Origin of the sequence: Glutamicibacter sp. JC586 (assembly GCF_009805585.1) — a bacterium.
In the GTDB taxonomy this organism is placed as follows: domain Bacteria; phylum Actinomycetota; class Actinomycetes; order Actinomycetales; family Micrococcaceae; genus Glutamicibacter.
This window is the reverse complement of the sequence record NZ_VHIN01000017.1, coordinates 100,812-127,245: the sequence shown is the minus strand read 5'-3', so window position 1 is coordinate 127,245 and position 26,434 is coordinate 100,812. Positions and strand designations below refer to the sequence as shown.

Annotated in this window: 21 protein-coding genes, 1 tRNA gene, 1 other RNA gene and 1 pseudogene; 8 read left to right on the top strand and 16 right to left on the bottom strand. The window is 56.0% G+C overall.

Going from position 1 to position 26,434, the window contains the following annotated elements; translation table 11 throughout:
- Positions 1–211: 211 nt before the first annotated feature.
- The 5 genes and pseudogenes from recR to FJV47_RS12525 all read right to left on the bottom strand — a co-directional run.
- Positions 212–802: pseudogene (gene recR / locus FJV47_RS12545) on the bottom strand (recombination mediator RecR); the annotation flags it as partial.
- A 92-nt stretch (positions 803–894) separates the two neighbouring features.
- The gene (locus FJV47_RS12540; RefSeq protein ID WP_159613534.1) at positions 895–4,371 is read right to left on the bottom strand and encodes a DNA polymerase III subunit gamma and tau; all 3,477 of its coding nucleotides are present in this window, start codon (positions 4,369–4,371) and stop codon (positions 895–897) included.
- 9 nt (positions 4,372–4,380) lie between these two features.
- A complete protein-coding gene (gene gluQRS / locus FJV47_RS12535; RefSeq protein ID WP_159613532.1) occupies positions 4,381–5,301 on the bottom strand; it encodes a tRNA glutamyl-Q(34) synthetase GluQRS in 921 nt (306 codons plus the stop codon).
- A 27-nt stretch (positions 5,302–5,328) separates the two neighbouring features.
- An RNA gene (gene ffs / locus FJV47_RS12530) (signal recognition particle sRNA small type) lies at positions 5,329–5,425 on the bottom strand.
- A 110-nt stretch (positions 5,426–5,535) separates the two neighbouring features.
- Positions 5,536–7,068 (bottom strand): HNH endonuclease signature motif containing protein, encoded by a 1,533-nt coding sequence (locus FJV47_RS12525; RefSeq protein ID WP_159613530.1) that lies wholly within the window; start codon positions 7,066–7,068, stop codon positions 5,536–5,538.
- Between the two features lie 188 nt (positions 7,069–7,256).
- Between FJV47_RS12525 and FJV47_RS12520 the strand changes: the two genes are divergently transcribed.
- Positions 7,257–7,344: transfer RNA gene (locus FJV47_RS12520), tRNA-Ser, on the top strand.
- A gap of 128 nt (positions 7,345–7,472) precedes the next feature.
- Positions 7,473–7,838, top strand: a complete 366-nt coding sequence (locus tag FJV47_RS12515; RefSeq protein WP_159613528.1) for a VOC family protein — start codon at positions 7,473–7,475, stop codon at positions 7,836–7,838.
- A gap of 110 nt (positions 7,839–7,948) precedes the next feature.
- Here FJV47_RS12515 and FJV47_RS12510 read toward each other — a convergent pair whose 3' ends face one another.
- The gene (locus FJV47_RS12510; protein ID WP_159613526.1) at positions 7,949–8,989 is read right to left on the bottom strand and encodes an isopenicillin N synthase family oxygenase; all 1,041 of its coding nucleotides are present in this window, start codon (positions 8,987–8,989) and stop codon (positions 7,949–7,951) included.
- Between the two features lie 357 nt (positions 8,990–9,346).
- Between FJV47_RS12510 and FJV47_RS16625 the strand changes: the two genes are divergently transcribed.
- On the top strand, positions 9,347–9,649 hold the full coding sequence (locus FJV47_RS16625; RefSeq protein ID WP_235026451.1) for a type II toxin-antitoxin system VapB family antitoxin: 303 nt from the start codon (positions 9,347–9,349) through the stop codon (positions 9,647–9,649).
- A gap of 80 nt (positions 9,650–9,729) precedes the next feature.
- A complete protein-coding gene (locus tag FJV47_RS12505; protein ID WP_159613525.1) occupies positions 9,730–10,347 on the top strand; it encodes a LytR C-terminal domain-containing protein in 618 nt (205 codons plus the stop codon).
- A gap of 13 nt (positions 10,348–10,360) precedes the next feature.
- Here the strand turns inward: FJV47_RS12505 and FJV47_RS12500 are convergent, their stop codons facing one another.
- Positions 10,361–11,047 carry a DsbA family protein gene (locus tag FJV47_RS12500; RefSeq protein ID WP_159613523.1) on the bottom strand — a complete coding sequence of 229 codons (687 nt, stop codon included), beginning with the start codon at positions 11,045–11,047 and terminating at the stop codon, positions 10,361–10,363.
- A gap of 124 nt (positions 11,048–11,171) precedes the next feature.
- On the opposite strand from FJV47_RS12500, the gene FJV47_RS12495 reads away from it, so the two are divergent.
- Positions 11,172–11,891 (top strand): YoaK family protein, encoded by a 720-nt coding sequence (locus tag FJV47_RS12495; protein ID WP_159613521.1) that lies wholly within the window; start codon positions 11,172–11,174, stop codon positions 11,889–11,891.
- A gap of 79 nt (positions 11,892–11,970) precedes the next feature.
- Here the strand turns inward: FJV47_RS12495 and FJV47_RS12490 are convergent, their stop codons facing one another.
- Positions 11,971–13,320 carry an amino acid permease gene (locus FJV47_RS12490; RefSeq protein ID WP_159613823.1) on the bottom strand — a complete coding sequence of 450 codons (1,350 nt, stop codon included), beginning with the start codon at positions 13,318–13,320 and terminating at the stop codon, positions 11,971–11,973.
- 243 nt (positions 13,321–13,563) lie between these two features.
- Here FJV47_RS12490 and FJV47_RS12485 point away from each other — a divergent pair, with 243 nt between their 5' ends.
- Positions 13,564–14,133: a histidine phosphatase family protein gene (locus tag FJV47_RS12485; protein WP_159613519.1), complete on the top strand. Its 570-nt coding sequence runs from the start codon at positions 13,564–13,566 to the stop codon at positions 14,131–14,133.
- Here FJV47_RS12485 and FJV47_RS12480 read toward each other — a convergent pair.
- The 5 genes from FJV47_RS12480 to FJV47_RS12460 form a co-directional block, all read right to left on the bottom strand.
- Positions 14,130–15,209, bottom strand: coding sequence for an alpha/beta hydrolase (locus FJV47_RS12480; RefSeq protein WP_159613517.1), 1,080 nt, complete (start codon positions 15,207–15,209; stop codon positions 14,130–14,132). The genes FJV47_RS12485 and FJV47_RS12480 overlap by 4 nt on opposite strands.
- A gap of 129 nt (positions 15,210–15,338) precedes the next feature.
- Positions 15,339–16,976 (bottom strand): malate synthase A, encoded by a 1,638-nt coding sequence (gene aceB / locus FJV47_RS12475; protein ID WP_159613515.1) that lies wholly within the window; start codon positions 16,974–16,976, stop codon positions 15,339–15,341.
- A 79-nt stretch (positions 16,977–17,055) separates the two neighbouring features.
- A complete protein-coding gene (gene aceA, locus FJV47_RS12470) occupies positions 17,056–18,369 on the bottom strand; it encodes an isocitrate lyase (protein WP_159613513.1) in 1,314 nt (437 codons plus the stop codon).
- Positions 18,370–18,905: 536 nt separating this feature from the next.
- Positions 18,906–19,508, bottom strand: coding sequence for a HutD family protein (locus tag FJV47_RS12465; protein WP_159613511.1), 603 nt, complete (start codon positions 19,506–19,508; stop codon positions 18,906–18,908).
- Positions 19,509–19,517: 9 nt separating this feature from the next.
- Positions 19,518–20,138, bottom strand: coding sequence for an AAA family ATPase (locus tag FJV47_RS12460; RefSeq protein WP_159613509.1), 621 nt, complete (start codon positions 20,136–20,138; stop codon positions 19,518–19,520).
- 239 nt (positions 20,139–20,377) lie between these two features.
- Between FJV47_RS12460 and FJV47_RS12455 the strand changes: the two genes are divergently transcribed.
- Positions 20,378–21,841, top strand: a complete 1,464-nt coding sequence (locus FJV47_RS12455; RefSeq protein ID WP_159613821.1) for a helix-turn-helix transcriptional regulator — start codon at positions 20,378–20,380, stop codon at positions 21,839–21,841.
- 4 nt (positions 21,842–21,845) lie between these two features.
- Complete coding sequence (locus FJV47_RS12450) at positions 21,846–22,571, top strand: AAA family ATPase (protein WP_235026450.1); 726 nt, start codon at positions 21,846–21,848, stop codon at positions 22,569–22,571.
- Here FJV47_RS12450 and FJV47_RS12445 read toward each other — a convergent pair.
- The 3 genes from FJV47_RS12445 to FJV47_RS12435 form a co-directional block, all read right to left on the bottom strand.
- Positions 22,568–23,230, bottom strand: coding sequence for an alpha/beta family hydrolase (locus FJV47_RS12445; RefSeq protein ID WP_159613507.1), 663 nt, complete (start codon positions 23,228–23,230; stop codon positions 22,568–22,570). The two genes, FJV47_RS12450 and FJV47_RS12445, sit on opposite strands and share 4 nt — an antisense overlap.
- Before the next feature lie 40 nt (positions 23,231–23,270).
- Positions 23,271–23,687, bottom strand: a complete 417-nt coding sequence (locus FJV47_RS12440) for a GNAT family N-acetyltransferase (RefSeq protein ID WP_159613505.1) — start codon at positions 23,685–23,687, stop codon at positions 23,271–23,273.
- Positions 23,688–23,776: 89 nt separating this feature from the next.
- Complete coding sequence (locus FJV47_RS12435; protein WP_159613503.1) at positions 23,777–26,335, bottom strand: ATP-dependent Clp protease ATP-binding subunit; 2,559 nt, start codon at positions 26,333–26,335, stop codon at positions 23,777–23,779.
- Between the last annotated feature and the right edge of the window lie 99 nt (positions 26,336–26,434).

The window sequence follows — 26,434 nt, the reverse complement described above, 5'->3', positions numbered from 1 at the left end:
GTTACCGGTTGCGGTGATTGTCCATTTCGGGAACAACCGGGTGCGATGGGCCAGATGTGGAAATAGTGGGAGCCTGCTGTGGATCAATCGCGCGGAACAGCCGCGGCCCCGCATCCTTGCTTGTCGGGGTAGCAGCTGGCGCATCTTGATCCTTGGCAAGTTCTGGGGCCGAAGACTCGTTGCGACGGGTCGCAGCGGCTGAATTGGAGCCAGCGGTACGGCGGCCTTCAAAAGCGCGAGCCAAGGTGACCTCGTCGGCGTACTCCAAGTCGCCACCTACAGGAAGACCTGAAGCCAAACGGGTGATCCGAATTCCCAACGGGGCTAGGGCTCGGACCAAGTACACGGCAGTGGCCTCACCCTCAAGGTTCGGATCGGTCGCCAAAATTAGTTCGGTGATGGACTCATCGGCCAGACGGGTGACCAGCTCACGGATATGCAACTGCTCCGGGCCGATACCTGCCAAAGGATTAATCGAACCGCCAAGCACATGGTATTTGCCGCCAAAGGCGCGGGTGCGCTCGATGGCCATGACATCCTTGGATTCTTCAACGATGCAGATCTTGGTCCCGTCACGACGTTCATCGCGGCAGATCGCACAGATCTCCTGCTCCGAGATGTTGAAGCAGATCTCGCAGAACTTAACTTTTTCTTTGACCAGCTGGATCGAAGCGGCCAACCGGGTCATATCCTCAGAATCGGCATCAAGAATGTGGAAAGCAATGCGCTGAGCCGACTTTGGGCCGATGCCAGGTAAGCGACCGAGCTCGTCGATCAGTTCCTGTACAGCACCTTCGTACACGTGCGCCTACTTTCTTTTTCCTGCGTAGATCTAGTGGAAATCTTCCGTGTTACACCCTAGTGTCTCACCCCGACAGTTCGCCGTGGTGTGGGCTACAAGCTGCGTTTGATTTCTACGACATTGCCGTTGACATCGCGCTGCTCAATAACCATTCCGCCAAGCAAACGTTCAACGGCAGGAACACCGATCAGCGCCGAATCTTCGACTTGAATGTCGTCATCGCTCGGGACGAATTCCTCGGGTTCGGCTACTATCGGTGCCCGGCCACCGCCGGCGGCTGGGCCTCCCCAACCACCGGCGGACTGTGCCGGCGGTGGGGCGGCTGGTGAATCCTTGGCCTGATTCATCAGCTGCTGATACCGGCTCATACGTTGGCCGGCCGACGGAGCAACAGCTTCTTCAGGCTCGGCAGCCTGTCGCGCAGGTGCACCCCAACTAGGTGCCGCTTCTGGCGCGGGGGAGGCAACAGGTGCTACCTGGGCAGGCGCCTGCTGCTCGGGAACTGGCTGTCGCTGTTCGACCGGTGCTACAACGGGTTGCGCTGTAGGTGCGGGAGCCGAAACCTCTGGTTCCTGGTTAGTGGCGGGTTCTTGCTCGCGCGCAGCCAAGTTCTGGAAAGACTCGGTAGTGCTCTGCGGATGCAAGGGCGTGGAAGAAACCGGGCGCGGAATATTGGCGGTTCCCTCCTCGGCCTGACGCGCGCTCATGCCAGCAGTCATGCGTGGCTTAGGCGCCACTGGTGGACCGCCAAAACTGCGCGGCTCGCTGGGCTGAGTGCTCGTTTCTGGCTCGGCAGTGGAGGTAGGGCGTCGAACTTCAACCGGTCGGGTTGGCTCAGCTGTCGCTGGCGCTTGAGCGACGGGTGCCGCAGAGTAATAAGGATCGTCTGGGTACGGCGGCTCGTCCATGTACGGTTCATCCAGCGGCGGTGGAACGTCGTCGTAGGAACTGACATAGCCATCGGTTGAACCTGAACGAGGCGCAACAGGTTGTGGTGCCACTGGCGCAGCGGGCTGCGGGGCAACCGGCGATTGAGCCGTTGGCGCAGGAGCTGCGGCTTGGGCGCGCGCAGCAGCACGAGCAGCAACCCCAGCAGAAGTTACAGGCTTGTTGAACTTAGTTGGTGCTGGGATTGGCGCCGGTAGTGGCCGGCGCTCACCTTTTGGGGAACCACCGCCAGCCGGGTTGGAACCGCCTTCGGTCAAGACAATCTCAATCGGCGCCCCAGCGACTTGGGACAGCACACCGGTCAAGATGTTCATCAAATCTGGTCGGTTACGCAGGTTCACAATGGGGCCGGTATTGCTGAAGCCCAAAGTGAGCGTACGGCCATCAAAACCGGCCACCGAACCATAAGTGGCGACCATCGAATGCAGAACTCGCGAGCTACCCTGGAGCTGCTCCAAGATCATTGGCCAAGCCTGCTGGAACTTCTGCACGCCAGAACTTGCGTTCTGAACTTGAGCTTGCGCAGCTGCTGGTTGAGCCTGTTGTTGTTGCTGTGCTTGCTCGCGAGCAGCACGCTCAGCAGCTTCTCGTTCGGCTTGCTGGCGCTGGGCTTGCTCACGAGCGGCAGATTCTTGAGCCTCACGTTCGGCCTGCGCTCGCGCAGCTTGTTCACGTTGTGCCTGCTCCTGCTGAGCTGCCTGGCGCTGTGCATCAATTTGAGCCTGTGAAGGCTGCTGTTGTGCTGGCGCGGATGCGACAGGTTGCGTCGGGGCCTGGACCTGTTCAGGCTCCGGAGCCTGTGAGGCTTGCTGTGCTGCGGGTGCTGCGGGTGCTGCTGCTGGTGCTGCTGGTTGCTGGCTTCGAGTAGCAGCGGTTCGTCGAGCAAATTCTGCCATCGCAGGGTTCTGCTTGACGTCATCAATGGAAACTCCCGTGCCAAACGACAGGTCTTCACCACTAGATGGGTCAGGAACCAAACTAAATGGCGCCACCCCTTCTGGACGTGCTGCAGGAACGCTAGGGCCAGGCTGAACTTCGGTGGTGACCGAGCGGCTATCGTCCTTCGGACCCCAAGTTGCTCCCCAGTCAGCGGCTTCGCCGGTATTCAGAGACGAATTGGCCCCTGGGTCCAGCGGCGCATTGGGATCTTCATTCTCGACAGCTGGTGCCTGAGCTTCTGCAGGCTCCTGCTCGGCTGGCTGAGCGGGTTGCTGCTGAACTGGTTGCTGAACGGGAGGCTGCTGCTGAGCTGGCGCTTGAACAGGTTGCTGCTCTTCAGGCTCAGCGGGGGTTTCGGCGGCAACCGGCATCGGAGCACCTTCGCGACGAGCCTTAGCCGCAGCCAACGCTTCACGAACTGCGGCGGCACCTTGACGCGCTGCCACGGGATTAACCGGTGCACTGACCGAAGATGAAGCACCGGAGGCATCAGATTCTTCAAGTGCCGGCAGCGGGCCACCGGTCATTGCCTGACGTTCCAGTCGATCCAACCGGGCGGCAAAAGCAGAAGCAGAATTCTCTGAACCTGGCAGCATCAGTCTGGCTGCGAGCAACTCTAAGTGCAGACGTGGCGAAGTTGCTCCGGTCATGTCGCTCAGAGCCTTGTTGGTGACATCAGCCCAGCGAGAAAGTTCGCCAGCCCCAACCAAACCAGCCTGCAACCGCAATGCCTCAAGCTGGTCCTCGGGAACACCACGCAGGATCTTTTCTAAACCTTCAGGCATGGCCTTGGCAATGATCAGGTCGCGGAAGCGATCAAGAATATCTTCAACGAAGCGTCGCGGATCTAGGCCAGTTTGAATGATGCGGTCGATGGCGCCAAAGAGCCCAGCACCGTCAGCCTCATGTAGTGACAGGGTGACTTCATCCAGCAACGTTGAATGAGTGTAGCCCAGCAGCGCAATAGCGGTTTCATAGTCCAGCGTTCCTTCGCGGGCACCAGCCATCAGCTGGTCAAGCACGGAAAGAGTATCGCGGACCGAGCCGCCACCTGCGCGAATCACCAACGGAAGTACACCTTCGGCAACCGCAACATTTTCGCGTTCGCACAGAACCTGTAGGTAGGCCAACAGTGCCTCTGGCGGGACCAAACGGAACGGGTAATGGTGGGTACGCGAACGGATGGTCCCGATAACCTTTTCGGGCTCGGTAGTAGCGAAAATGAACTTGATATGAGCTGGTGGCTCTTCAACGATCTTCAGCAGCGCATTAAAGCCTGCTGCGGTAACCATGTGAGCCTCATCGATGATGAAGATCTTGTAGCGGTCACGCGTCGGTGCGAAAGTGGCGCGTTCACGAAGGTCACGCGCGTCATCGACACCACCATGGCTGGCGGCGTCGATTTCGATGACGTCAAGGGAGCCCGGGCCACCATTGGCCAACTCAACACAACTTGGGCAGGTGCCACAAGGTACCGGCGTCGGTCCTTGCTCGCAGTTCAGGCAGCGAGCCAAGATTCGAGCCGAGGTGGTTTTACCGCAACCGCGTGGGCCAGAGAAAAGGTACGCGTGGTTCACACGGTTTTTCTCCAAGGCAGTCATCAGCGGAGCAGTAACGTGCTCTTGTCCGATAACATCGGCAAATGTATCGGGACGATACCTGCGATATAGCGCTGTACTCACACCGGTTCCCTATCGGTTGCGTGATGCCTGAGACATCAGCTGTTGGACGATCTTTTCAGGTTCTACGATCCACGGTTCACGAGGTAAGTTCGCCGGATCGAAAGCTTCTAGGGCCGCCTGCAAACTTGTGCTTGGCAAGCCCAACGACTCTAGCAAAATTGCCACAACATCGGCTGGACGCACTCCATGTTCGGTGATCTCTTCGAGTGTCACCGCACCATCGCGTTTGGCTAACCGCTGACCTTTGCTATTCAGTGCCAGTGCCACGTGGACATAGTCGGGGATTTGGTATCCCAAGAGCGAGGCCAAATACGCCTGGCGTGGTGCTGAGGAAAGTAAATCATCGCCACGTACCACCTGATCAATGCCAGAGAGCGCGTCGTCAATCACTACAGCCAAGTTGTACGCCGGAGCACCATCGTTGCGGACCAATACAAAATCGTCAACGGTGCTGGTGTATTTACCGGCCAACACGTCGTGAACGGAATATTCGTTCACTTCTGAGCGTAGGCGCAGGGCTGCGGGACGGATTTTTGCTTTGGCTTCACGTTCGTCTGGGCTCAGATTGCGGCAAGTTCCGGGGTAGGCGCCAGGCGCGGCATGAGGAGCGCTGCCAGCTTCGGCGATGTCTTTGCGAGAGCAGAAGCATGGGTAGACGAGGTTGCGCTTTTTCAGGTCTTCAACAACATCAAAGTAGAGACCGAAGCGTTCCGACTGGCGAAGAATCGTCCCATCAAAGTTCAAGCCCACTGCTTCTAGTTCAGCGATTTGGGTGGCTTCAGCACCGGAGCGAACTCTATCGAGGTCTTCAACGCGCAGTAAAAAATCTCGCTGGGTGGAGCGGGCAAAAAGCCAAGCAAGAATTGCAGTGCGCAAATTGCCAAGGTGGAGTGGCCCTGAGGGGCTTGGGGCGAAACGGCCAGCGCCCACGTGGACTCCATTCGGCTTGCGTGAAAAAGTAAAGACCCCTCATGCACCTGCCAGAGCCCATCTACCCTTGCTACCTTCCGGTCCTGGGGGAGTTCAACAGGATGACACCACACGAGGGGTCACCCAAAATACTACCCGAGACTTGTGTCCGATAAAAATCGGAGAGCGTGCGCTTGCTCTCAACTTTGAACACCAACTTTTACCGGCCGCGTGCACTTCACGGAAGGTGATTGCTCATCCTGTCTCTGGATCTGACGGATCAAACCAACCGAGAACTCTGCGTACGCGATCAGTAAGCTGTACTGGGGGAAGCATTGGGGTCTGGTCTCTTTCAAAATCAAAATTCTGCACATTGGTGACGCTGCCGGGCAGTTCTATGCAGATCACTCCATGCGGTGAACGCCAGTTCACTGATCCATCGGCCAAGTACGTTGCTTGCCATCCCAGTGCGTGCTTGAACATCTGGTGCCTTTTACATAACAAGTGGGTATTACTTCGGGAAGTATGTCCTCCGGCAGCCCACGCCTCAATGTGATCAATTTCTGAGGTTTCAGCCGGTCGATTACATCCGGGGAACCGGCAGCAAATATCTCTGTTGCGCAGCAAGTCGCGTAGCGCTTTTGACGGCCGATACTTTTCCCTTCCAACATCAATGACTGCGCCGGACCAAGGATCGGTAAGTACCTTCATGAAGGATGGTGCATCCTGGGCGATGCGCAGTGCCGTCCCAATAGGGATGGGTCCATACCCTTCTAGGTCTGCTAAGGCTCGCTTCGGGTTGGCGAGCATCTCAAGGGCAGGTATGGTGACCGCGACGCGTGCTTTCAGTGGTGTGCCAGGCGTGGCAGGCCAGCCGTCGATCAACGCATCACAAATGATGTCCAGTCGGCGTTGCTGTTCGGTGCGTTCGTCGTCCGGGTCATCATGTTGTGTTGCATGCCAATTGACCGTATTAATGATGCTCAGGGCTTTTTCTGCCGGCAAATACAATTGCAGAGCTGACATTCCGTTCGGTTCGTTCCAGTAGGTGACCTTACGGTCCTGAGCACCCTTCTTATGTCGCTCTTCGATGGGCTGCGGGTGCAAGCGTTCATGGATTTTTCGCGCCCTATGAGCAACAGCAGAATCTGCAGCGGTCCGCGCAATGGGCAACAGGGTTTGTTGCAGATGCTGCACGTCATCGGGTTCAAGATCTTGGGACTGTTTAACGATTTCTTGTGCGGTTCGCGTGGTGATCTCGCCGCAACTGAGTTCTTCGAGGGTCTGCGGGCACACATGGCGCAACCCCTCAGCGAAAAACAGTTGGTCCCGCAGGTTTGCTTCTGTCACGCGCATCGCGATGGAAGCTTCTGCCACAAATGACGACCGCACGACGGCCTCATCGTTTGGGTTGACGCTGTAGAACCGGGTTGATGGCTCTTGAAGCGGATCTCGCAATGAATCGTGGAGCAGCTCTTGGGTGCCTTGCTCAGATGATTGTTTCACCGCATGCTCAAAAGAGTCCGCCAAGATGGCAGCCTGCGCAGCATCGAGCATGCTGCGCAATCGAGACATGTTCTTGAGCGCATCTAATCCTTGCGCGGTGGTGGATACTGGCGGTTGCTCATAAAGCCGCCGAGCCGTGGCAGCGATTTGAGTGAAGAGATTGTCTTGATCAAGGTGCGCTGCCCACAAGCCGAAATCCGTCGGTGTTGGACGGGTGCCGGGAGGGCTCAGGGGGAGGCGACGAGGATCATCGCTGCTGTGAAATACCTCTCTTTTACTCATAAACAGCAGTATCCGTGGTCGCTTGTGGCGGAAAACAGGAATTCTTCGAGATGGGTATAACCCTCAAGATCGCTGAATTTCAGGGGTTGGGCATCAAGAATGGGTGGTCGATTCTGCCGGGGGAGCGCCCGATTCGTTATTGAGCGAAAATTTAGATATGCTGGATCCTGCTCCACGGAGCAAACTGAGGAGGATTCGCCTAGCGGCCTATGGCGCACGCCTGGAACGCGTGTTGGGTTAACGCCCTCAGGGGTTCAAATCCCCTATCCTCCGCCAATTTTAATGTCCTGGTTCGTCGTGTAAACGATGAACCAGGACATTATTTTTTTACCTTCTGACGTAGAAGGATTATTGCCGGTATGATCCGAACCATCTGACGATCATTCTTTCGACGAGGCAAGATCATGACAAGTGTATTGAGCGAGATTTCTGTAGACTGCGCGAACCCGATGCTTCTGGCACGCTTCTGGTGCGAAGCGTTGGACTACGAAGTACGGGAAGAAGAAGCAGGACTTGTCAGCATTGGCTCGCCCGCTGAGAATGAGTCGGCCATCGTGTTGACCTTTGCACAGGTTCCAGAATCGAAGTCAATCAAAAACCGGCTGCATCTTGATGTGCGACCTCATGGCGCACAACAGCAAGAAGAAGTCGATCGACTGCTCTCCCTCGGTGCTTCGTATGCGGACGTTGGGCAGGACGACGACGTTAGCTGGGTGGTACTTGCCGATCCGGAGGGTAACGAGTTCTGCGTACTGTCTGGCATTGGGTAGCGCCACGGAGAACAAAAAGACCTACCGGCAGCAACTCCAAAATAATTTCGAACTGAAGCCAGTAGGTCTTTCTGGTTTGTCTCCCTGACGTCTAAGGGAGTGCGGAAAAGCTAAGCGCTCTTCTTGGCCTTCACTACCTCTGGATAGTGGATAGCGGCGGTCTGTGGGTGGGCGCGTAACCAACCCTTAAGCACGTTGGCGCCGTAGGAAGCGAGCATTGGGTTCTGTGGATCGTCAGAGACGCCGCGGGCCTCGGCTGCAAGCTCCGCTGGCAACTCAACCTTGTCGATTACTGCGTCGAGGCGTGGTGAGTAGAAGAATGGGACCGAATAGCGATCTACGCCTGCAGGCGGAGCGATCACACGGTGGATCGTTGCCATGAGGTAGCCGTCGGTAGCAACTTCTAGCATTTCGCCGAGGTTCACAACCAAAGCTCCCGGGGTTGGTGGAACTTCAATCCACTCCTCCTGACCGTATGGCTGAACCTGGAGACCGCCGACCTGATCTTGAAGCAGTAGGGTGACAAATCCGTAGTCTGCGTGAAGGCCTACGCCCTGGTTGCCGGATTCAGGCACGACATCGCCGGATACGTAGTGAACCAACTTGCCCATCCATGATGGGGTGTCGGCGAAGGGCTCATCGAAGTGATCCTCGGGCAGGCCTAGGCCAACAGCGATAGCTGAAAGTAGCTCATGGCCCGTCTTGTTCATCAAGTCGGCCCATGCCATGGCCCGTTCTTCGAGCTTTGGGAAATCTTCAGGGAACTGGTTAGGGCCCTGGAGGTTCAAATAAGGCTTATCAGCCGGCACGACCGCCAGGGTGTCGCGCTCGGGTCCGTAGTCGATCTGCTCGCGAGCGTCGGCACGACCGCGGGTAATTTCGGTGCCCATGCGGGTGTAACCACGAAACTGTGCGCTGTTGCGGTTATCGAGCTTGGTCTTCTGCTCTACCGGCTTGTCGAAGAACTCGGCGATGGTGTCCAACAGTTCTTGGTCTTGGCCCTCGTGGGAGCTGTAGCCAACGATCTGGAAGAATCCAACACGATGGGCTGCATCGCGAAGCGCGTTGACGAAGTCTTCGTTGAAGCTGCCGTCCGCGTTACGCGAAGTAGAAATGTCGAGGACTGGGATCTCGGTGACTACATTTTTCATATCCCCAGAGTGCACCTTGTGACGCGACTGTTACCAGCTAAAGTTACGCCCGGTTCCTTCAGATTTCGTGCCTCGTAACAATACTTGCAAAGTGTCTAGATGAGGATGATAATGCCATTTTTGGTGATCAGCGTCATCCGGGAACCCCTGAATCTTCGGGGAAATGCGTTGTAGAGTCGCGCTGAATATTCAAGCAATCATCAGCATAGGGGTGTGGTTCTGATTGTTTGGCACGAGTTACGCGGTAATGTAACGTTCTCGAAAACGGAGATTCTGGCCTAGAACTTGCTTAAGCGCACATGGGCAGTAGTCCTGTTCATTCCAATCATTTGATCATCTGGCAAGTATGCTTAATGGGTGATATTTCGAGCAGTAGGCGACGGCCGTCCATACCCTGAACATGGGTTGGTATCTTCGCGTGATTGGAGCGATATACCGCCGCAGCAGGTGAAGCTGGATCAACTGGTCACTACCAAGTCGACACTAGATCTTGAAACTTTGCTCTCTGAAGACTCCACGTTCTACGGTGATCTGTTTTCACACGTGGTTCGTTATGAAGGAGTCTTGTATCTCGAAGACGGAGTGCATCGGGCCTTAAGGTCGGCACTGCATCATCGATCTGTAATTCACGCACGGATATTGGATTTGGACGCCAATTAGATAAGCTAACGCCACGAGGATGAACACGTGTCACTCGTGGGGTTGACATAGCCGATAGGCTGCCGAGAGCAAGGTGGAGAATGCGTACAGGTGAGGACCCGGAGCAATGGCACGGGACGCACATCGTCAACGGTGAGGACTTGAGCTTTAGCTCAGACGATCACGTCAAGAAATCTGCGAGAAGAAGACACAATGCCTTTTTCTTGGGCCTTGCGGCATTAGTTCTGGCAGTGACCGTTGGCGCGCTGCTGATCACCACCGGAAAATGGACGCCGGGCGTCAAGCCCAGTGCGGTAGCTGATCCAATTCAAACCCCGGCAAGTATCAAAAATGCTAAGTGCCCCGAAGTGGATTTTACATATCAGGATCCGACAAGCTTCCGAATCCGAGTTCTGAACACCACTGACATCACAGGGTTGGCTGGAAACACCGCCAAATCCTTAGAAGACCGCGGATTTAAGATCTCTTCGCTAACTTCCGGATGGGAGTCGCTATCTGGAACTGTAGGGGCGGTCATTGCCGGACCCGATGGATATGCTCAGGCGTTCACCGTGCAGCGCCAGGTACCGGGTACCGTCTTCATTTTTGATGAAAAGAAGTATGGTTCCAACGTGGATCTGGCTCTCGGAGAAAAATTCGAGAGCCTGCAGAAGGACCGTAAGCTTGATACCTCTGCAGGCAAGCTCGTCTGCGAATAGCCGAAGTTATCGGCTAGACGTCAACGCTCTCTGCATAGACCTCGTTGAGTGCATTGGTAAAGACTTCGGCTGGCTGCGCTCCAGAAATTCCGTACTTGCCGTCCAGAATGAAGAACGGAACACCTGTCACGCCAATTTGCTGAGCCTGCGAAATATCTGCCTTGACGTCGTCAGCGAATGCACCAGCCTCCAATTGCGCAGCCAGATCCTTGGCGTTTAGTCCTAGAGATTCTGCAATCTCAAGCAAGGTCTGAGTATCACCTGTATCCAGGCCCTTTTCAAAGTGCGCGGAGAGCAACGCTTCCTTCATTTCATTGCCAGCATCGTGCCGCTTTGCGTATTCAAGGACTCGCAAGGCGGTGAAGGAGTTGGCAACTTTGAGGTTCGCAAAGTCGTAGCTCAGACCTTCCGAAGCGGCCTGGGCGGTGACATGCTCCAGCATTTGCTGAACCTGAGACTGATCTAGTCCCTTCATTGCCGAGAGGTAATCTGCTTCGCTACCGTCATAGCTATCTGGCAATGATGGATCTAGCTGATAGGCGTGCCAGAAGACGTCAACGTTATTGGAGAATTCAAAAGCTTCTACGCCCTTTTCAAAACGACGCTTGCCGATGAAGCACCATGGGCAGGCGATATCGGAGAAGATGTCGACACGTAAACGCTTGGATTCGAGAGGCTGATGGCCAGTATTTTCACTCATAGTTGAGCTAACAACTTTTTCTCTGATTGCATTCCGGTGGCCTTGAGTGTCGGCTTCCACCTATCGCTGGAATAACGGGATTGGTCGGAGACACGTTCCAAGACAAGAAAAGGAAGCAACTGCAGTGGCAAAGAATCTTCGTTGGCGTGAGATCCTCTTCGCGGGAACCATCACCGCCATGGCAGGATTTGTCGACGGTGTTGGCTTTGTCCACTTTGGTGGCTACTTCTTATCGTTCATGTCCGGTAACTCCACCCGTTCCTCCGCGGCACTGATGAGCGGAGATGTTACCGGCTGGATCAACGCAATGTCGCTGGTAGCCAGTTTTGTTATCGGTGTAGTCATCGCCACGCTGATCACAACGCCACTGACGGCCCTACGCAGACCTGTAGCCATGTATTTCAGTTCGGCACTGCTTCTGACTGCAGCTGTTACGGGAGCAGCTCACCCGCACGTCACTGCCTTACTTTTGGCCGCAGCGATGGGCGTAGTTAATGTTTCTTACTCCCGTTCGGGTGAAGTGTCATTGGGACTGACCTATATGACCGGCACCTTGGTCAAACTTGGCCAAGCAATCGGCGGTGCACTGCTTGGTCTGTTGGCCGGCACTCAGCGGTCGGCAGTCCGGCTGTTGTGGTTGCGCTACGCACTGCTGTGGCTAATGATCACCCTTGGTTCGCTGGGCGGAGTTCTTGCCTACTTGCACCTGAACCTAACGAGTTTGTGGATCGTTGGACTGGCCATGTTGCTCTGGGCATCCCTGGCCCTACTCCAAGAACTGCGCACCGTGGGTGATCCCCAGTCCATTGCCGACCGTACCGGGGTACGCCGGAGGATCGACTAGGCCAATTCTGGGAGTCTGGTCTAACGAAAATGGCGCTCAGCTTCGTGGAGAAGCTGAGCGCCAGACCGTCGCAGGGAGTTTAGCCCAGCAACGAGTCACTATCGTTCTTGGCCGGTTCAACCGGGCGAACCATGAATTTATAGAGGACCCCGAGCAACACCAACCAGACAACACCGGTGTACAAAGCAACGCGAGTCTCAGCGCTCAAGGCCAGTAGAACAACGACAAACGCCATGAAGATCAGCGCTGCCCAAGCAGCCGCAGTTCCGCCAGGCACAGTGTATTCGCGAGCTACCGACCCATCGCGACCAGACTTAGCTTCCTGCCTACGCATCGCTAAGTAGGAAGCCAAAATCATGATCCAGACCCACACCGTTGCGAAGGTAGCGATCGAGGCAATAATGGTGAACAGGGCTTCGGGGAGCAACGCGTTAAGTACCACGCCGACCAGTAAGACGATCGCCATGACGATAACTGACATCCAAGGGACCCCGTTGCGAGAAACACGGCCGAAGGACTTTGGTGCGTGGCCTGCAACCGACATGGCGTACAGCATTCGGCCCGCGCCAAAGGTGTCGGCATTGATGGCGGAGATGGCTGCGGTGATCACCACGGCGTTCAAGATATGTGCGGCCGCGGGGAGTCCGAGACCGTCAAAAATCTGCACAAATGGGGAAGCCGAACCATCAATCTGACGCCAATCAAAGAGCATCATGACCACAGCAAGTGAAGCTACGTAGAAGATCAAAATGCGCCACGGCACGGTATTAATGGCTTCTGGGACTGACTTTGACGGATTGTCCGCTTCGCCTGCGGTAATGCCGATGGTTTCAATGCCACCAAAGGCAAACATCACTACGGCGAAGGACAATAACAGCCCCATAAAACCATTGGGGAACAACGTACCGGCGCTCATCAGCGTGGCGAAGCCCGTGGCCGTATCCGTATCGGGGGCGTTAAAGCCGAAGATGATCAGCAGTACACCGCCTGCGATCATGGCAACAATCGCGGTGACTTTCACTATGGCCAACCAAAATTCGGTTTCGCCAAAGACTTTCACCTTCATCAGATTAATGCTGGCGATAAGCAGAACCACCACTAACACCCAGATCCATTGCGGTACCTGGGGGAACCAGAACCCCATGTAGATACCGAAGGCCGTGACATCCGCGATGGCCACAATGGCCATTTCAAAGCTGAAGGTCCACCCGGTAACAAATCCTGCGAAGTTGCCTAGATAGCGTGAGGCGTAATGGGCGAAGGAACCGGAGACCGGATGCTTAACAGCCATCTCGCCCATGGCACGCATGACGATGAATACGGCTGCGCCGCCGATCATGTATGCAAAGAGTACTGCGGGACCAGCGGCCTGGATAGCGGAGGAAGAGCCATAGAATAGGCCCGTTCCGATCGCTGATCCCAGGGCCATGAAGCGGATGTGGCGGGCCGTGAGCCCGCGGGCAAGTGAGGCCTTGATATCGGTCACGATAGTATTGCTCGGATCCTTTTCGGGTGCGTTCGATCTGGGCCTGCAAGCTGTCGACAACAGAATTCAGCCGAGAAAATCCTATGTGCTGACACAGGTCAAATGTGAAGAACGTGGCATAGGTCTACCGTGAGCTTAAGCACCAGTGATTGCCGGTGCCCACCCATGAAGTGGGAGAATTGGCTCATGAAACTAGGATTCGTCCGCCATGGACAGACGCAGTGGAACCTCGAAGGCCGACTACAAGGATCGAGCAATACACCACTGAACGACACTGGCCGAGCCCAAGCACGTGAGGCCGTGAACGTCTTGGCCTCCGGAGACTGGGATGTTATCGTCTCCTCGCCGCTATCCCGCGCTCGTGAAACCGCGCAGATTATTGCTGAGGGACTGGGCATGGAATTGGGCCCGAGCTACGACCTGCTGATCGAGCGTGACTACGCTCAGGGCGAGGGCATGGTTGAAACCGAAGCACTGGCACTGTGGCCGGATAAAAACGGTGGTGGCATTGAACCACTGGATTCAGTAGTGGACCGCGGACTGCGCGCCATCGATCAAATCGCTGCAGACTACCCAGGCAAGAACGTTGCCATTGTCTGCCACGGCACCATCATTCGATACACGCTGTCGCACTTGGCCGGGTACAAACTGGACACCATCCGTAATGGGTCAGTCGCCATCGTGGGCCAGGACAAAGCAGGGGATTGGCAACTGGAACTGGTCAACGATGAAGTACCGGAAAAGCTGGTCTACTAGAAGTCCAAAGCCTGGCTACTTTCGGGCAGTACCGTGCGGATGCAGTGGGCAAGCTGCGAATCGCGTTGTCGGGTCTTGAGCGCTGCCAACCAGGAACCCAGCGACCTATAGGCCTTGGCACGTACGGTGGGGGCCGAGAGAAAAATGTCATGCAGTGCGCCGGGCAAACGCAGAACGTGTAATTCTCGCCCTAGGTCTAGGCTGCGTTGTGCCACCACTTGCACGTTTAGTGCTACGTCGGCGCGCGTGGCCGAGTCTTTCCAACGCGGCAAGAGGTAATCTTCGGCCGAGAGCATGACTAGGGTAGGCATCTGAAGGTCGAGGCCCTTTTTCACCTTGGCTTGCGCGTTGAAAACTGCGGCGATAAATCCGGCGGTGAGTCTAAAACCAGTCACTGGCCGCCAACTCAAGTCATAGTCCCACTCGCCGTTGAACTGGTTGGAGACGGTGCGGGTGTAGAACCCCGGATCTACGGTGGGCAGGTAACGGTGGGGATTACGTGTGCTGGCCGCTTGGATGATGCGCGCCAGAGCGGTGCGCCCGATTTCACTGGCCTGAAATTCAAGCCAGGGGCTGTTCAGCGCCAACGCATCGACTTTGTTGGGGTTCGCTGCCGCATACATTGACGCGCTGAGTCCTCCGGTGGAATGGGCGAGCATTACGAATCTGGTTCCCGGGTGGGCACTGGAGATGATCCGATGCGCGGCATCAAATTCCTCAAAGTACTCCTGCAAATCCGTGGTGAATCCGGGGCTAATACTCTGCGCGAGGCCGCTGGCTTTATCGACAGGAAGATTCCGTCCGTAGTGGCGCAGGTCTAAGGCATAGAAGTCTGTACCGGCTTCGCTAAGAAATTCGGCCAGTTCCTTCTGAAAGAAGTAATCAGACCAGCCATGCACGTAGAGCACCGCGATGCCACGCAACGGTGGTGGAAGGCGCAGTTTTTTACGCGGGCGGTGTCGCACCAAGGTCGCGGTGGAACCGTCGGTCAACGGTAGCGAGCGATACGAGAAATCCTCGCCCAATAGGTCAGGCTGCCAGAGATCTTCTGCCGGGTTCTTAAACTGGAATGCCATGGCTACAGCCTAGTCACTGCGCACAAAAAACGGCATCCGCCCGTTGGACTGGTTACCAACGGATGAATGCCGCTTTTCGTGGCCGATCTTTCGGACGACTGGTGACAATCGGCCCGGTCTTAGAGGGGCTTATCCTGCCATTTCAAAGGTACGGGCTGGTGCATCCAGGTACCGCAGGTAAGCGTTCTTGGTCAGGAAGGTCGGGAAGTCATCACGCAGGGCACAGGCTTCAAAGATTTCCAAGGCTTCTTCAAAACGGTCGCCTTCGAATCGTTCTAAGTTGTCCATGGTCTCTTCAGCCAATTCTTGAACCCAACGGCGGGTGATGATCTCACCCTCATCGGTGATGGCCGACTGATGAATCCACTGCCACAGCTGGGACCGGGAGATCTCTGCTGTTGCGGCATCTTCCATCAAGTTACGCAGGGCCACTGCACCATTACCGCGCAGCCAGGACTCGATGTAGCGGATACCGATCTCGATATTGTCGCGAATACCTCGCTCGGTGATCTTGCCGGTCACACTGTGAATGTTGAGCAATGCGCTATCGGAAACTTCAACATCCTCACGGGTGCGCTGCAACTGGTTCGGGTTCTCACCCAACACCTCGTCGTAGACCTCGCGGGCTACCGACACCAGGTCCGGGTGAGCCACCCAGGAACCGTCAAAACCATCTGCTGCTTCACGAGCCTTGTCCTCACGTACCTTGCCGAAAGCGATCTCATTAATCGAGGCATCCTTGCGACTTGGAACAAAGGCGCTCATCCCACCGATAGCCGTTGCACCACGGCGGTGACAAGCCCGAACCAGCTGCTCGGTGTAGGCCCGCATAAACGGTGCGCTCATGGTCACGGTGTCGCGATCAGGGAAGACAAAGCGTGGTCCGCGGGAGCGGAAAGTCTTGATGATCGAGAAGATGTAGTCCCAGCGTCCTGCGTTCAAACCCGAGGAGTGTTCACGCAGCTCATAAAGGATTTCTTCCATCTCGAAAGCTGCGGTGATGGTTTCGATCAGTACCGTGGCACGAATAGTGCCGCGGTCGATCCCCAGCAAATCCTGGGCCATGTTGAACACATCGTTCCACAACCGTGCTTCCAGATGGTTCTCCAGCTTTGGCAGGTAGTAGTACGGGCCACGGCCAGCAGCCAGCAGACGCTTAGCGTTGTGGAAGAAGTGCAAGCCGAAGTCCACCAAAGCCCCCGACATCGGAGTGCCACCAACTAGCAAGTGCTTTTCTGGAAGGTGCCATCCACGAGGACGAACCACAATGGTGGGCAGTTCGCTCAGCTCGTGGCTGTTCAGCTTGTACTCACGACCATCCGGTGCGGTGAAGTCCAGATCCTGGTCCAGAATACGGATGAGATTGACCTGGTTCTTGATTACGTTCTGCCAGGTGGGGGAGCAAGCATCCTCCATGTCGGCCAGCCATACGTTCGCGCCGGAGTTCAGTGCATTGATGGCCATCTTGCGTTCGATCGGACCGGTGATTTCTACTCGGCGATCTTCCAGACCCGGCGCAATGGGGGCAACCTGCCATGAATCATCTTCGCGAATGCTGCGGGTCTCTTCCAAGAACTTTGGATCACGGCCATTGGCAATGCGGGCCCGGTTGAGCTGGCGACGCTGCATCAGTTCGGCACGACGGGTTTCAAAAGCGTTGTGCAGGGAAGACAAGAAATCCAATGCGTCGCCGGAAAGGATCTGCTCCTGATAGCGAACGCGGGTAGCAGTGATAGTGATGTTGTTCAGGGTGATCGGGGAGTTCATGGCAGCGTCCTTAAAGATTAAAAATGGTGGTGGTGCTAGCCGGCAGCAATGCCGGCTAGCACCATCGACCCATTAGGGTCTAATGGAATTGGCCTTCTTCGGTGGAACCCACCAAGGCCAGAGTGGAGGCATTTGGGTTCAGCGCCGTGGAGATTGCGTCGAAGTAGCCGGTGCCGACTTCGCGCTGGTGCTTGGTGGCGGTGTAGCCGGCAGCCTCGGAAGCGAATTCGCGTTCCTGCAGTTCGACGTAGGCGCTCATGCCGTCCTTTGCGTAACCCTGGGCCAGATCGAACATTGAGTGGTTCAATGCGTGGAAACCAGCCAGGGTGATGAACTGGAAGCTGAAGCCCATGGCACCGAGTTCGCGCTGGAACTTGGCGATGGTGGCATCATCCAAGTGCTTCTTCCAGTTGAACGATGGCGAGCAGTTGTAGGAGAGCATCTGATCCGGGAAGTCCTTCTTGACCGCTTCAGCGAACTTGCGGGCCAGCTCCAAGTCAGGGGTGCCGGTCTCCATCCAGATCAGGTCCGAATATGGTGCGTAGGCTTTAGCACGGGCGATACAAGGTTCGATTCCGTTGGTGACCTTGTAGAAGCCTTCGGGGGTGCGCTCGCCGGTGATGAACTGCTGATCTCGCTCATCAACATCCGAGGTGATCAAGGTTGCTGCTTCAGCATCGGTGCGGGCGATGACCACGGAGGGTGTGCCAGCCACATCGGCGGCCAGGCGGGCCGCGTTCAGGGTGCGGATATGTTGTTGAGTTGGGATCAGCACCTTGCCGCCGAGGTGGCCGCACTTCTTTTCGCTGGCCAGCTGGTCTTCCCAGTGAACGCCTGAGGCGCCGGCCGCAATCATGGATTTCATCAGCTCGTACGCATTTAGCGGGCCACCAAAGCCGGCCTCTGCGTCAGCGACGATTGGAACCATCCAGTCTTCAACGCTCTGAACGCCTTCGGAGAATTCGATCTGGTCGGCACGCTGCAGCGCGTTGTTGATCCGGCGAACTACCTGTGGGACCGAGTTTGCTGGGTAGAGCGACTGGTCTGGGTAGGTCTGGCCTGAGAGGTTGGCATCTGCTGCAACCTGCCAGCCCGACAGGTAGATTGCTCGAAGTCCGGCTTTGACCTGCTGTACTGCCTGGTTACCGGTCAGTGCGCCCAATGCGTTGGTGTAGCCGCCGGTTGGGGTTTCCTCGGTGAGCTGCTTCCACAGCTTTTCCGATCCTCGCTTGGCTAGGGTGTGTTCTTCCTGAACCCGTCCCTGTAGCTTGACGACGTCGGCTGCGCTGTAGTCTCGGGTGACGCCACTCCAACGAGGATTGTTTTCCCAGTCGGTCTCGATGGCTGCGATGCGGTTGTCGATCGAGTTTGCGTTGGTGTTCTCGGTTGTCATTGCCTTGGCTCCTTCGCGCAAGTTCCGGGTTCATATTGATCGTTAGGTGATCTTGTGAACTTCTTCGTGACAACTACTTTTCCTCAAGCGCAAGGGCCAAAACAGAGGTTTTTAGGATTAAGATTTTCACTTCTTCGCAAATCTGAAAGTTTTGCACTTCTTGGGCTAGATGTGAGCCAGAACGCTCAAAATTCGCTGTATCAAGAAAAATTGACGTGAAAAAATGTGAAACTTTAGTTTTCTGATCGTGCCCGTACGGGTAGGAGAGAGATTGGGCTACATGTTTGGGCAGTACTTGACCATCATCTGAGTAGGAAGTTAACTGATATATGCCGAAATGGGATCGAGTAGCAGTTACACGCACGTAGCAGAAAATATGAAGTGCCGTTGGTTTGGCCACGGTAATTTCGCGTGGACCAAATTGCCCGAGGAGGAAGAAGTCTGACTCCAAAGATGGTGCGTTGCGCAGGTTAGCGACGCGAATAAACTACGTTCTTGCCCAGAAGGATCGTCGCAGTTCTGGTATCGGGCGAGAGTTAGGCCGGATCGAAAGAAACGACGGCCATAACGCCACGACCAGAAATACGTGGCTCTTGCGCATCTGAACCTGCCACGGTGTCGCGAAGATTCACAGGCTGCTGCTGATCGCCAAGCAGCAGTAGCGCCGAGCCTTGGAGCAGGATGCCAAGCTGGCCATCAAAGAGGTGCTGCTCACGCTTTTTCGACAGCTCCACAATGCGCACCGTTGGGCGAACATTCTGTGGATCGGCGGCGACGTATACAGCGAGTAGTTCTTCGGTGGGCTGGCTGGCTTCAACCGGGGCATTGGTAGTGAACTTCAGAGGTCGCAAGGGCTCTAAACCGTGCTGTTCGCCATCCACGGTGAGTTCAATAAAATCACCGGCAATCAGGGTGACTATTTGAGTTGGAAGCGCAGAGGAGAAGGATGCTTCTTTCTCTATGGAGCGAATGGACACTTGCCATGTTGCTTCGGTTTCGGAACATTGCTGCAAGGTCCCGTTCTGTGCCAAGGTTCCAATGGCAATGCGTCGAACCTGCCCGAGCTCCCATTGCCTCTTGGCACTCTTGGATAGCTCAAGGATGGTCTCTGGTGCAAAAGTGCCCTGTGCTTCGCTCATGAGTCGAGTCTACTTGCCGGCGATCATGCGTAACTGATCAACAAGTTGTGTCGTGGGCACCGATGCATCAAGCACCAACCAATCATGGAGCTGCGCCAGGCGACGGTATTCAGTACGGGCTTCCTGTAGATATCCCAAGGGTTCTTCGTCTTCGGCTCTTGCATTAATGCGTTCATAGGCAAGGAACGGGTCAATATCCAGAAGTACAACCGTTGTCTGCTCGGTGCTTTTTTGAGCAAGCCATTGCAGCAGTGCGCCAGGCTTGTGGCCGCGGAGGTGGCGTAGAACCAACTGGCAATAAAGGTGGCGGTCCATCACCGTAAGCCCTGGCGTCTGCGCAGTCATGAAAGTGTTTCGAGCTACGTTAAGGACGCGGAGGGTAGTTTCAATCAGATCCTGGAATCGGCGTGGAATTTGGATGTTTGAGCTCTGGGAAAAGTTATTGAGCCAACGACGACCGGCTGCATTCGCGAGTCGGCGTGCAGGGATCTGTTCGCTGCGTAGTTCCTGGACTAGGGTGGCGATGGCTGTGCTCTTGCCTGCGCCGTCAATGCCCATTACGACAATGGTCTTGGGTGGATCATGGGCTGAGTTTTTAGCGGAGAGTACTTTTTCGGCTATGACGGTCATGGCGCTCCTTTGAGATTGGTATTGCCTAGTTCAACGAGCGACCGGTCAGCATGATTCCGCTGGAGCGCTGTGCATTTGGTATGAGTGGTGAAGGTTTGGACCAGTGGAAGAAGTGAAGATTTTTATGTTCAGTGGTAGATCATTGCGGCGCAAGAGTATCTTTTCTCGCCAACTTATGGAAAAGTTCAAAGTTCTTCACGTACTCTGGGTGTGTGACTGCAACCACATGGAACCGCGCAATGAAGCCGGAAAATGGCAATGGGTCCGGAGAAACCCCGGAGATGGATGCCATTGCTCTGGGGCGAAGGATTCGATTCCTGCGCAAAAGTAAGCAGATGACTTTGGACGACATATCGGCCGTGGTCGACACTGCGCCGAGCCAGCTTTCCCTGATCGAAAACGGGAAGCGTGAGCCAAAACTTTCGCTGCTCAAGGCACTGGCAGGAGCTTTCGACGTCGGCGTTGATGACCTGTTGGGTACAGAACCTCCTTCACGCAGGGCGGCCCTAGAAATTGAGTTGGAGCGTGCTCAACGCGGTCCACTCTATGAATCTTTGGGACTACCGACCGTACGCGTGGGCACCCGTCTTCCAATGGATGTGCTCGAATCTTTGGTGGGATTGCAGCACGAACTTGAACGTCGTTTGAACGAACAGGCAGCCACGCCCGAAGAAGCCCGACGGGCCAATACTGCCCTGCGCCACGAGATGCGAAGCCGCAATAACTATTACAAGGAGATTGAGCAGGAAGCATCCAAGGTACTTTCTGCCGTCGGCCACGATTCGGGGCCACTGTCTCATCACCGTGCGGCCGATATTGCTGAACACCTTGGCTTCAGCCTGCGCTTCGTCGGGAATTTGCCGCATTCCACGCGTTCGGTGACTGACCTGAAAAATATGCGCATCTACCTGACGCAGGCCAACCGAACCGAGCATGATCCGCGGTCAGTGCTATTGCAAGCCTTGGGACATCATGTACTCGGCCATAAGCCACCGACCGATTACTCTGATTTCCTCTCCCAGCGCGTAGCGACCAATTACTTCGCTGCTGCGTTGATGATGCCGGAGAAATCAACAGTCGAGTATCTGCGCCGTGCCAAGAACAATCGCGAGCTGGCGATCGAGGACCTGCGAGACGCGTTTGCCGTGTCTTATGAGTCGGCAGCGCACCGCTTCACTAATCTCGCCACCGAGCATCTGGGCATGACTTGCCACTTCCAGAAAGTGCACGAGTCGGGCATTTTGCACAAGGCCTATGAAAACGACCGCGTGAATTTCCCGGCGGATCACACTGGCGCCATCGAAGGGCAGAGCATTTGCCGCTATTGGACCAGTCGAGTCGTCTTTGAACAGATGGACAAGTTCCGCTCCTTTGAGCAATACACCGATACGGTCAACGGAACCTATTGGTGCACGGCTCGTACCGAGCGGCACTCTTCAGGACTGTATTCGCTGTCCATCGGGGTTCCCTTTGAGCACGTGAAGTGGTTCCGTGGCCGCGATACCAAAGAACGATGCCAGTCCACTTGCCCGGATGAAAACTGCTGCCGCCGTCCACCAGCTGACCTGTCTAACCAGTGGTTTGGCAACGCTTGGCCTTCCACGCGTGCCAACACGCACCTGCTCGCAGCGATGCCTACCGGCGCCTTCCCCGGCGTGGATGAGACCGAGGTTTATAGTTTCTTGCAACGCCAAGAGGACTGAGCCTGTGGAATTTTCACAGATGTTCATGCCGGTGAGACGAGTCGAGGCTATTGACGCTGAGGCGTTGCTTGGAAATCAACGGTGGCCCTTGGTGCTGCCGCCGGTGCGCCAGCTGCTTCATGAAGGGCTGGACCTGGGACAAGTCACCGTCATCGTCGGTGAAAACGGCACTGGAAAGTCGACTCTCGTTGAAGCGCTGGCGATGGCTTATGGCATGAACGCCGAAGGTGGTTCGACGGGCGCGATGAATACGACGAGAACGAGCGAATCCGAGCTGTGGCGACAGCTCAAGCTCCAGCGTGGTGCCGCGGCTTCGCGCAAGGGATTCTTCCTGCGCGCAGAAACCATGCACAACTTCTACACCTATCTCGAAGAATCCAAGTTTAAGACTAAATTGCACGAGCGCAGTCATGGCGAGTCATTTCTTGACCTCGTGGAGGAGCGAATCCCGTTTATCAAAGGCTTATGGATCTTGGACGAGCCAGAGGCAGCATTGTCAATGGCGGGCTGCGTGAAGCTGATGAAACTGCTTCAAACCATCGTTGACGGGGGATCGCAGTTAATTTTCTCCACTCATTCACCCATGCTGGCAACCTTCCCAGGCGCACAGATTCTGGAGGTCGGATCATGGGGGCTACGCGAGCGCGAATTTGAGCATCTTGAGCTTGTGCGAGGATGGCAAGAATTCTTCGAGGACCCCCGAAGCTACTGGAAACGTCGTCAAAGTTAGGCAACGTGTTTCGAAATGAACTCAGCAGTCGTGTTGCTTAGCCATGCGCCGTCTTGGGCCACAGTTCTTCCGGAGCGTGCCCCTTTGAAGGAGTGATTGCCACCTTCAAACCAGACAAGTTCTGAAGAGCTGTTGAGCTTGGCAACGACGGCTTCTATCTTTTCGGGGTTTGCGAAGGGGTCTTTGGTGCCTTCCAAAAACAGCATCGGAATCGTCAACGGGTAGAGGTGCTCATCGCGAAGCTTGTCTTCCTTCTTTGAAGCGTGCAACGGATAGCCCAAGAAGATCAGTGCCTTCGCGGGCATTCCTTCGGCGACAGCCAGCGATGCCATTCGTCCGCCAAACGACTTCCCGGCAACAACGATGGGTAGGCCGTCGGCCAATCGTTCATCTGCCCAAGCATGGACCTGATGCCAGGCCTCAATCGCGGTGGGCGCCTTGTCCGGGAATTTCTTGCCTGCATCCATATAAGGAAAATTGAAGCTCAAGACACTGATCCCCAGATTGGCGACTGCTCGAGCATAGCCGGTCATGAACTCATGATCTTTGCCGGCGCCGGAACCGTGAGCCAGAATCATGAGCGATGTGGCGTTGGAGGCTGGTGTCCATGAGGCACTGAGTTCAACGTCATTAAAAGGGATGGCCAGTTCTTGGGTCATGGCTCAAGCCTAATCGGTGAGCGGACCTCACTGACTCTGGTTAGCTGAACCGTGCAAATACGCGAATCACGCCAGGGTGGAAATTGTTGCCCTCTCTCAACCCCATCGATTCATAAAACGCGCGTTGTCCCGGATCATCATCGGTAATGAGGACAAACTGACGCAGATGTTCAAATCTTTCTTGGACCGCAGCGAAGAGCTTTCGACCGGCACCAGTACGTTGTGCTTCCGGGCGGACCAAAATGTCTTGGACATAGCAGATGGTCGCGTCATCAGAAATTGCGCGAGCCAAGCCGATGAGTTGATGGTCATCGTTGTAGGCGTAGACAAGAAAGTCGGAATTGGCGTGCGCCCTGGCGAGTACCTCAGGTTCCTTCGTATAGGAAGTCCAGCCCACACAATCGTAGAGCGCGAGAACTTGCTCCTGATAGGGAACTTTAGTCGTGGATATCTCCATGGCTCTACAGCCTAGTTCACGCACAGAAAAAGGGGCTTGATGCCAGAAGCAAACGCTTCGGGCATCAAGCCCCTTGAGGCCAGTACGACCTAGTTGTCGAAGAAGCTAGGTACGTGCTCGTTCTGCGCAGGTGGAGTTGGTTCCTCCACCTTCTTACGCACCACCAGCTTGTCCTGTGCATAGTCCACCAAGACGGTGTCACCGGCAGTCAGCGAATCGTCGATCAACAGATCGGCGATGGCGTCCTGTACCTTGCGCTGCACCAATCGGCGCAACGGACGGGCACCAAACTCTGGGTCGTAGCCCTCGGTAGCCAACCAGTTCACGGCAGCATCGCTGACCTCCAGATCTAGTTCTTGATCCACCAGACGCTTCTGCGTATCTGAGATGACCAGCTTGACGATCTGGCCGATCTCCGACTGCGAAAGCTTCGAGAAGAGCAACACCTCATCCAGACGGTTCAGGAACTCGGGGCGCATGAACTCACGCACCTTGCTCATCACCTTGGCACGGATCTCTGAGTCCTCGCTGGTGGCCTTGGCCGAGGTGAAGCCGAAGTTTCCGGCCTTGTTGGCCAGGTACTCGCCGCCGAGGTTACTGGTCATCAAGATCAGCGTGTTGGAGAAGTCCACGGTGCGTCCGGCCGAGTCGGTCAAACGTCCATCGTCGAGCACCTGTAGCAACACGTTGAACACGTCTGGGTGAGCCTTTTCGATCTCATCAAGCAGGATCACCGAGTACGGGTTGCGGCGTACCTTCTCAGTCAGCTGACCGGGCTCGTCGTGGCCAACGTATCCTGGAGGAGCTCCGATCAAGCGAGCTACGGTGTGCTTCTCGCCGTATTCGCTCATGTCCACGCGGACCAGTGAATCTGCCGAACCAAATAGGTTGGTTGCCAAAGCCTTAGCCAGCTCGGTTTTACCCACACCGGTTGGACCCAAGAACAGGAACGAACCGATCGGACGACCGGCGGGAGACAAACCAGTACGGTTGCGTCGCACCGCACGGGCCACCGCGGCGACGGCATCCTTTTGACCGATCACCGAAGCGTGCAAGGACTCTTCGAGCGTTGCCAGGCGGGACTTATCATCGCCCGTAATTCGCGAGGTCGGAATGCCGGTAGAGCGGGAAATGACCTCAGAGATCTGAGCTTCATCAACCACCCGGGTGATGCTGGCATCGCCCGAAGCCTCCGCAGCACTAATCCGGTTGGCCAGCTCAGCGATGTGATCCCGCCACGCGCTGGCATCCTCATAGCGTTCCTCGCCGATGGCGCGGGACTTTTCGCGTTCTGCTTCCATCAGGTCAGCCCGTAGTGACTGCACGTCTTCGGTATCACCGGCGGCGATCGAGCGACGGGCGCCAGCGATGTCAATTAGGTCAATGGCCTTATCTGGCAGCTGACGATCGGTCAGGTACCGAGCCGAAAGTGACACCGCGGCCTTGAGCGCCGCCGGGGTGTACTGCACCTGGTGGTGGTCTTCGTAGGATTCGCGCAGGCCCTCCAAAATAGCCAAGGCGACTTCCTGCGTAGGCTCATCCACGGTGACTTTGCCGAAGCGACGGGCCAAGGCGCTGTCTTTCTCCACCTTTCGGAATTCATCCAGCGTGGTGGCACCGATCAGGTGCAGCTCACCACGAGCCAAGCGTGGTTTGAGGATGTTCGCTGCGTCCATGTTTCCGGACTCGCCCGAGCCGGCACCCACTAGCAGGTGCATCTCGTCGATGAAGACCAGCACCTGACCTTCGGAGTCGGCAATTTCTTCCAGTAGGCCGGTCAGGCGCTGCTCAAAGTCACCGCGATAGCGGGTACCGGCGAGCATGCCGGGCAGGTCTATGGAGATCAGACGTGCACCGCGGATCTGTTCTGGTACCTCGTCATCGACGATGGCGCGTGCAAGTCCCTCGGCGATGGCAGTTTTACCCACGCCGGCTTCACCGATCAGTACCGGGTTGTTTTTGGTACGTCGAGCCAGGATTTCAACAACCTGATCCAGCTCGTCCTCGCGGCCGATGACCGGATCAATCTGACCGTCGGCAGCCAGCGCGGTCAAGTCGGTTCCGTAGCGTTCAAGCATCGAGGCATCGGAGTCCTCCTGCCCCTGATCCTGCCCACCGTTTTGGGCACGCTGGGCCTGCTCCATGGCAGCCTGCTGTAGCGACTGACCGGTGATGCCATGCTGGGCCAACAAGTTGTTAACCGGAGATTCCGGGTTAAAAACAAAGGCCAGGAACAGGTGGTCTGGATCAATGTAAGTTGATCCGTAGTTACGCGCTACCTGGTAGGCGTCAAAGAGGCTACGCTGGGCTGCTGAGGAGAGCCGGGATGGCTTTTCGCCCTGCTCGGAGCTCTTTGGCATGTGCGCGATTGCGTCCTTAGCCAGGGCTTCGATGTCGATTCCCATGGCAGTTAGGTGCTCGCCTACTGGCTCTGTACGTATCAATGCGGTGAGCAGGTGCAATGAGTCAATCTCATCGTGGCCGTGCTCCTGTGAGATTGCGGCTGCCGTCGCTACTGCCTCATGAGTGCGGCTGGAAAGCAGACGCGTGATGTCAATGGGACGTGCTGCCTGAGCCCGTGAAGAGAGGAACCGTGAGAGGAACTCCTCGAACGAGCCGTCTGATGGGGCACCAAAAAATGCTGGCAAGTGAGCCTCCTAGTAGAAACTTGAGCGGTCTATGCTCATGTTCAACGCTTGGGAGTTCAAGATATTCCCGAGGATCTCAAAATTTCTAGTTCAGGGCTC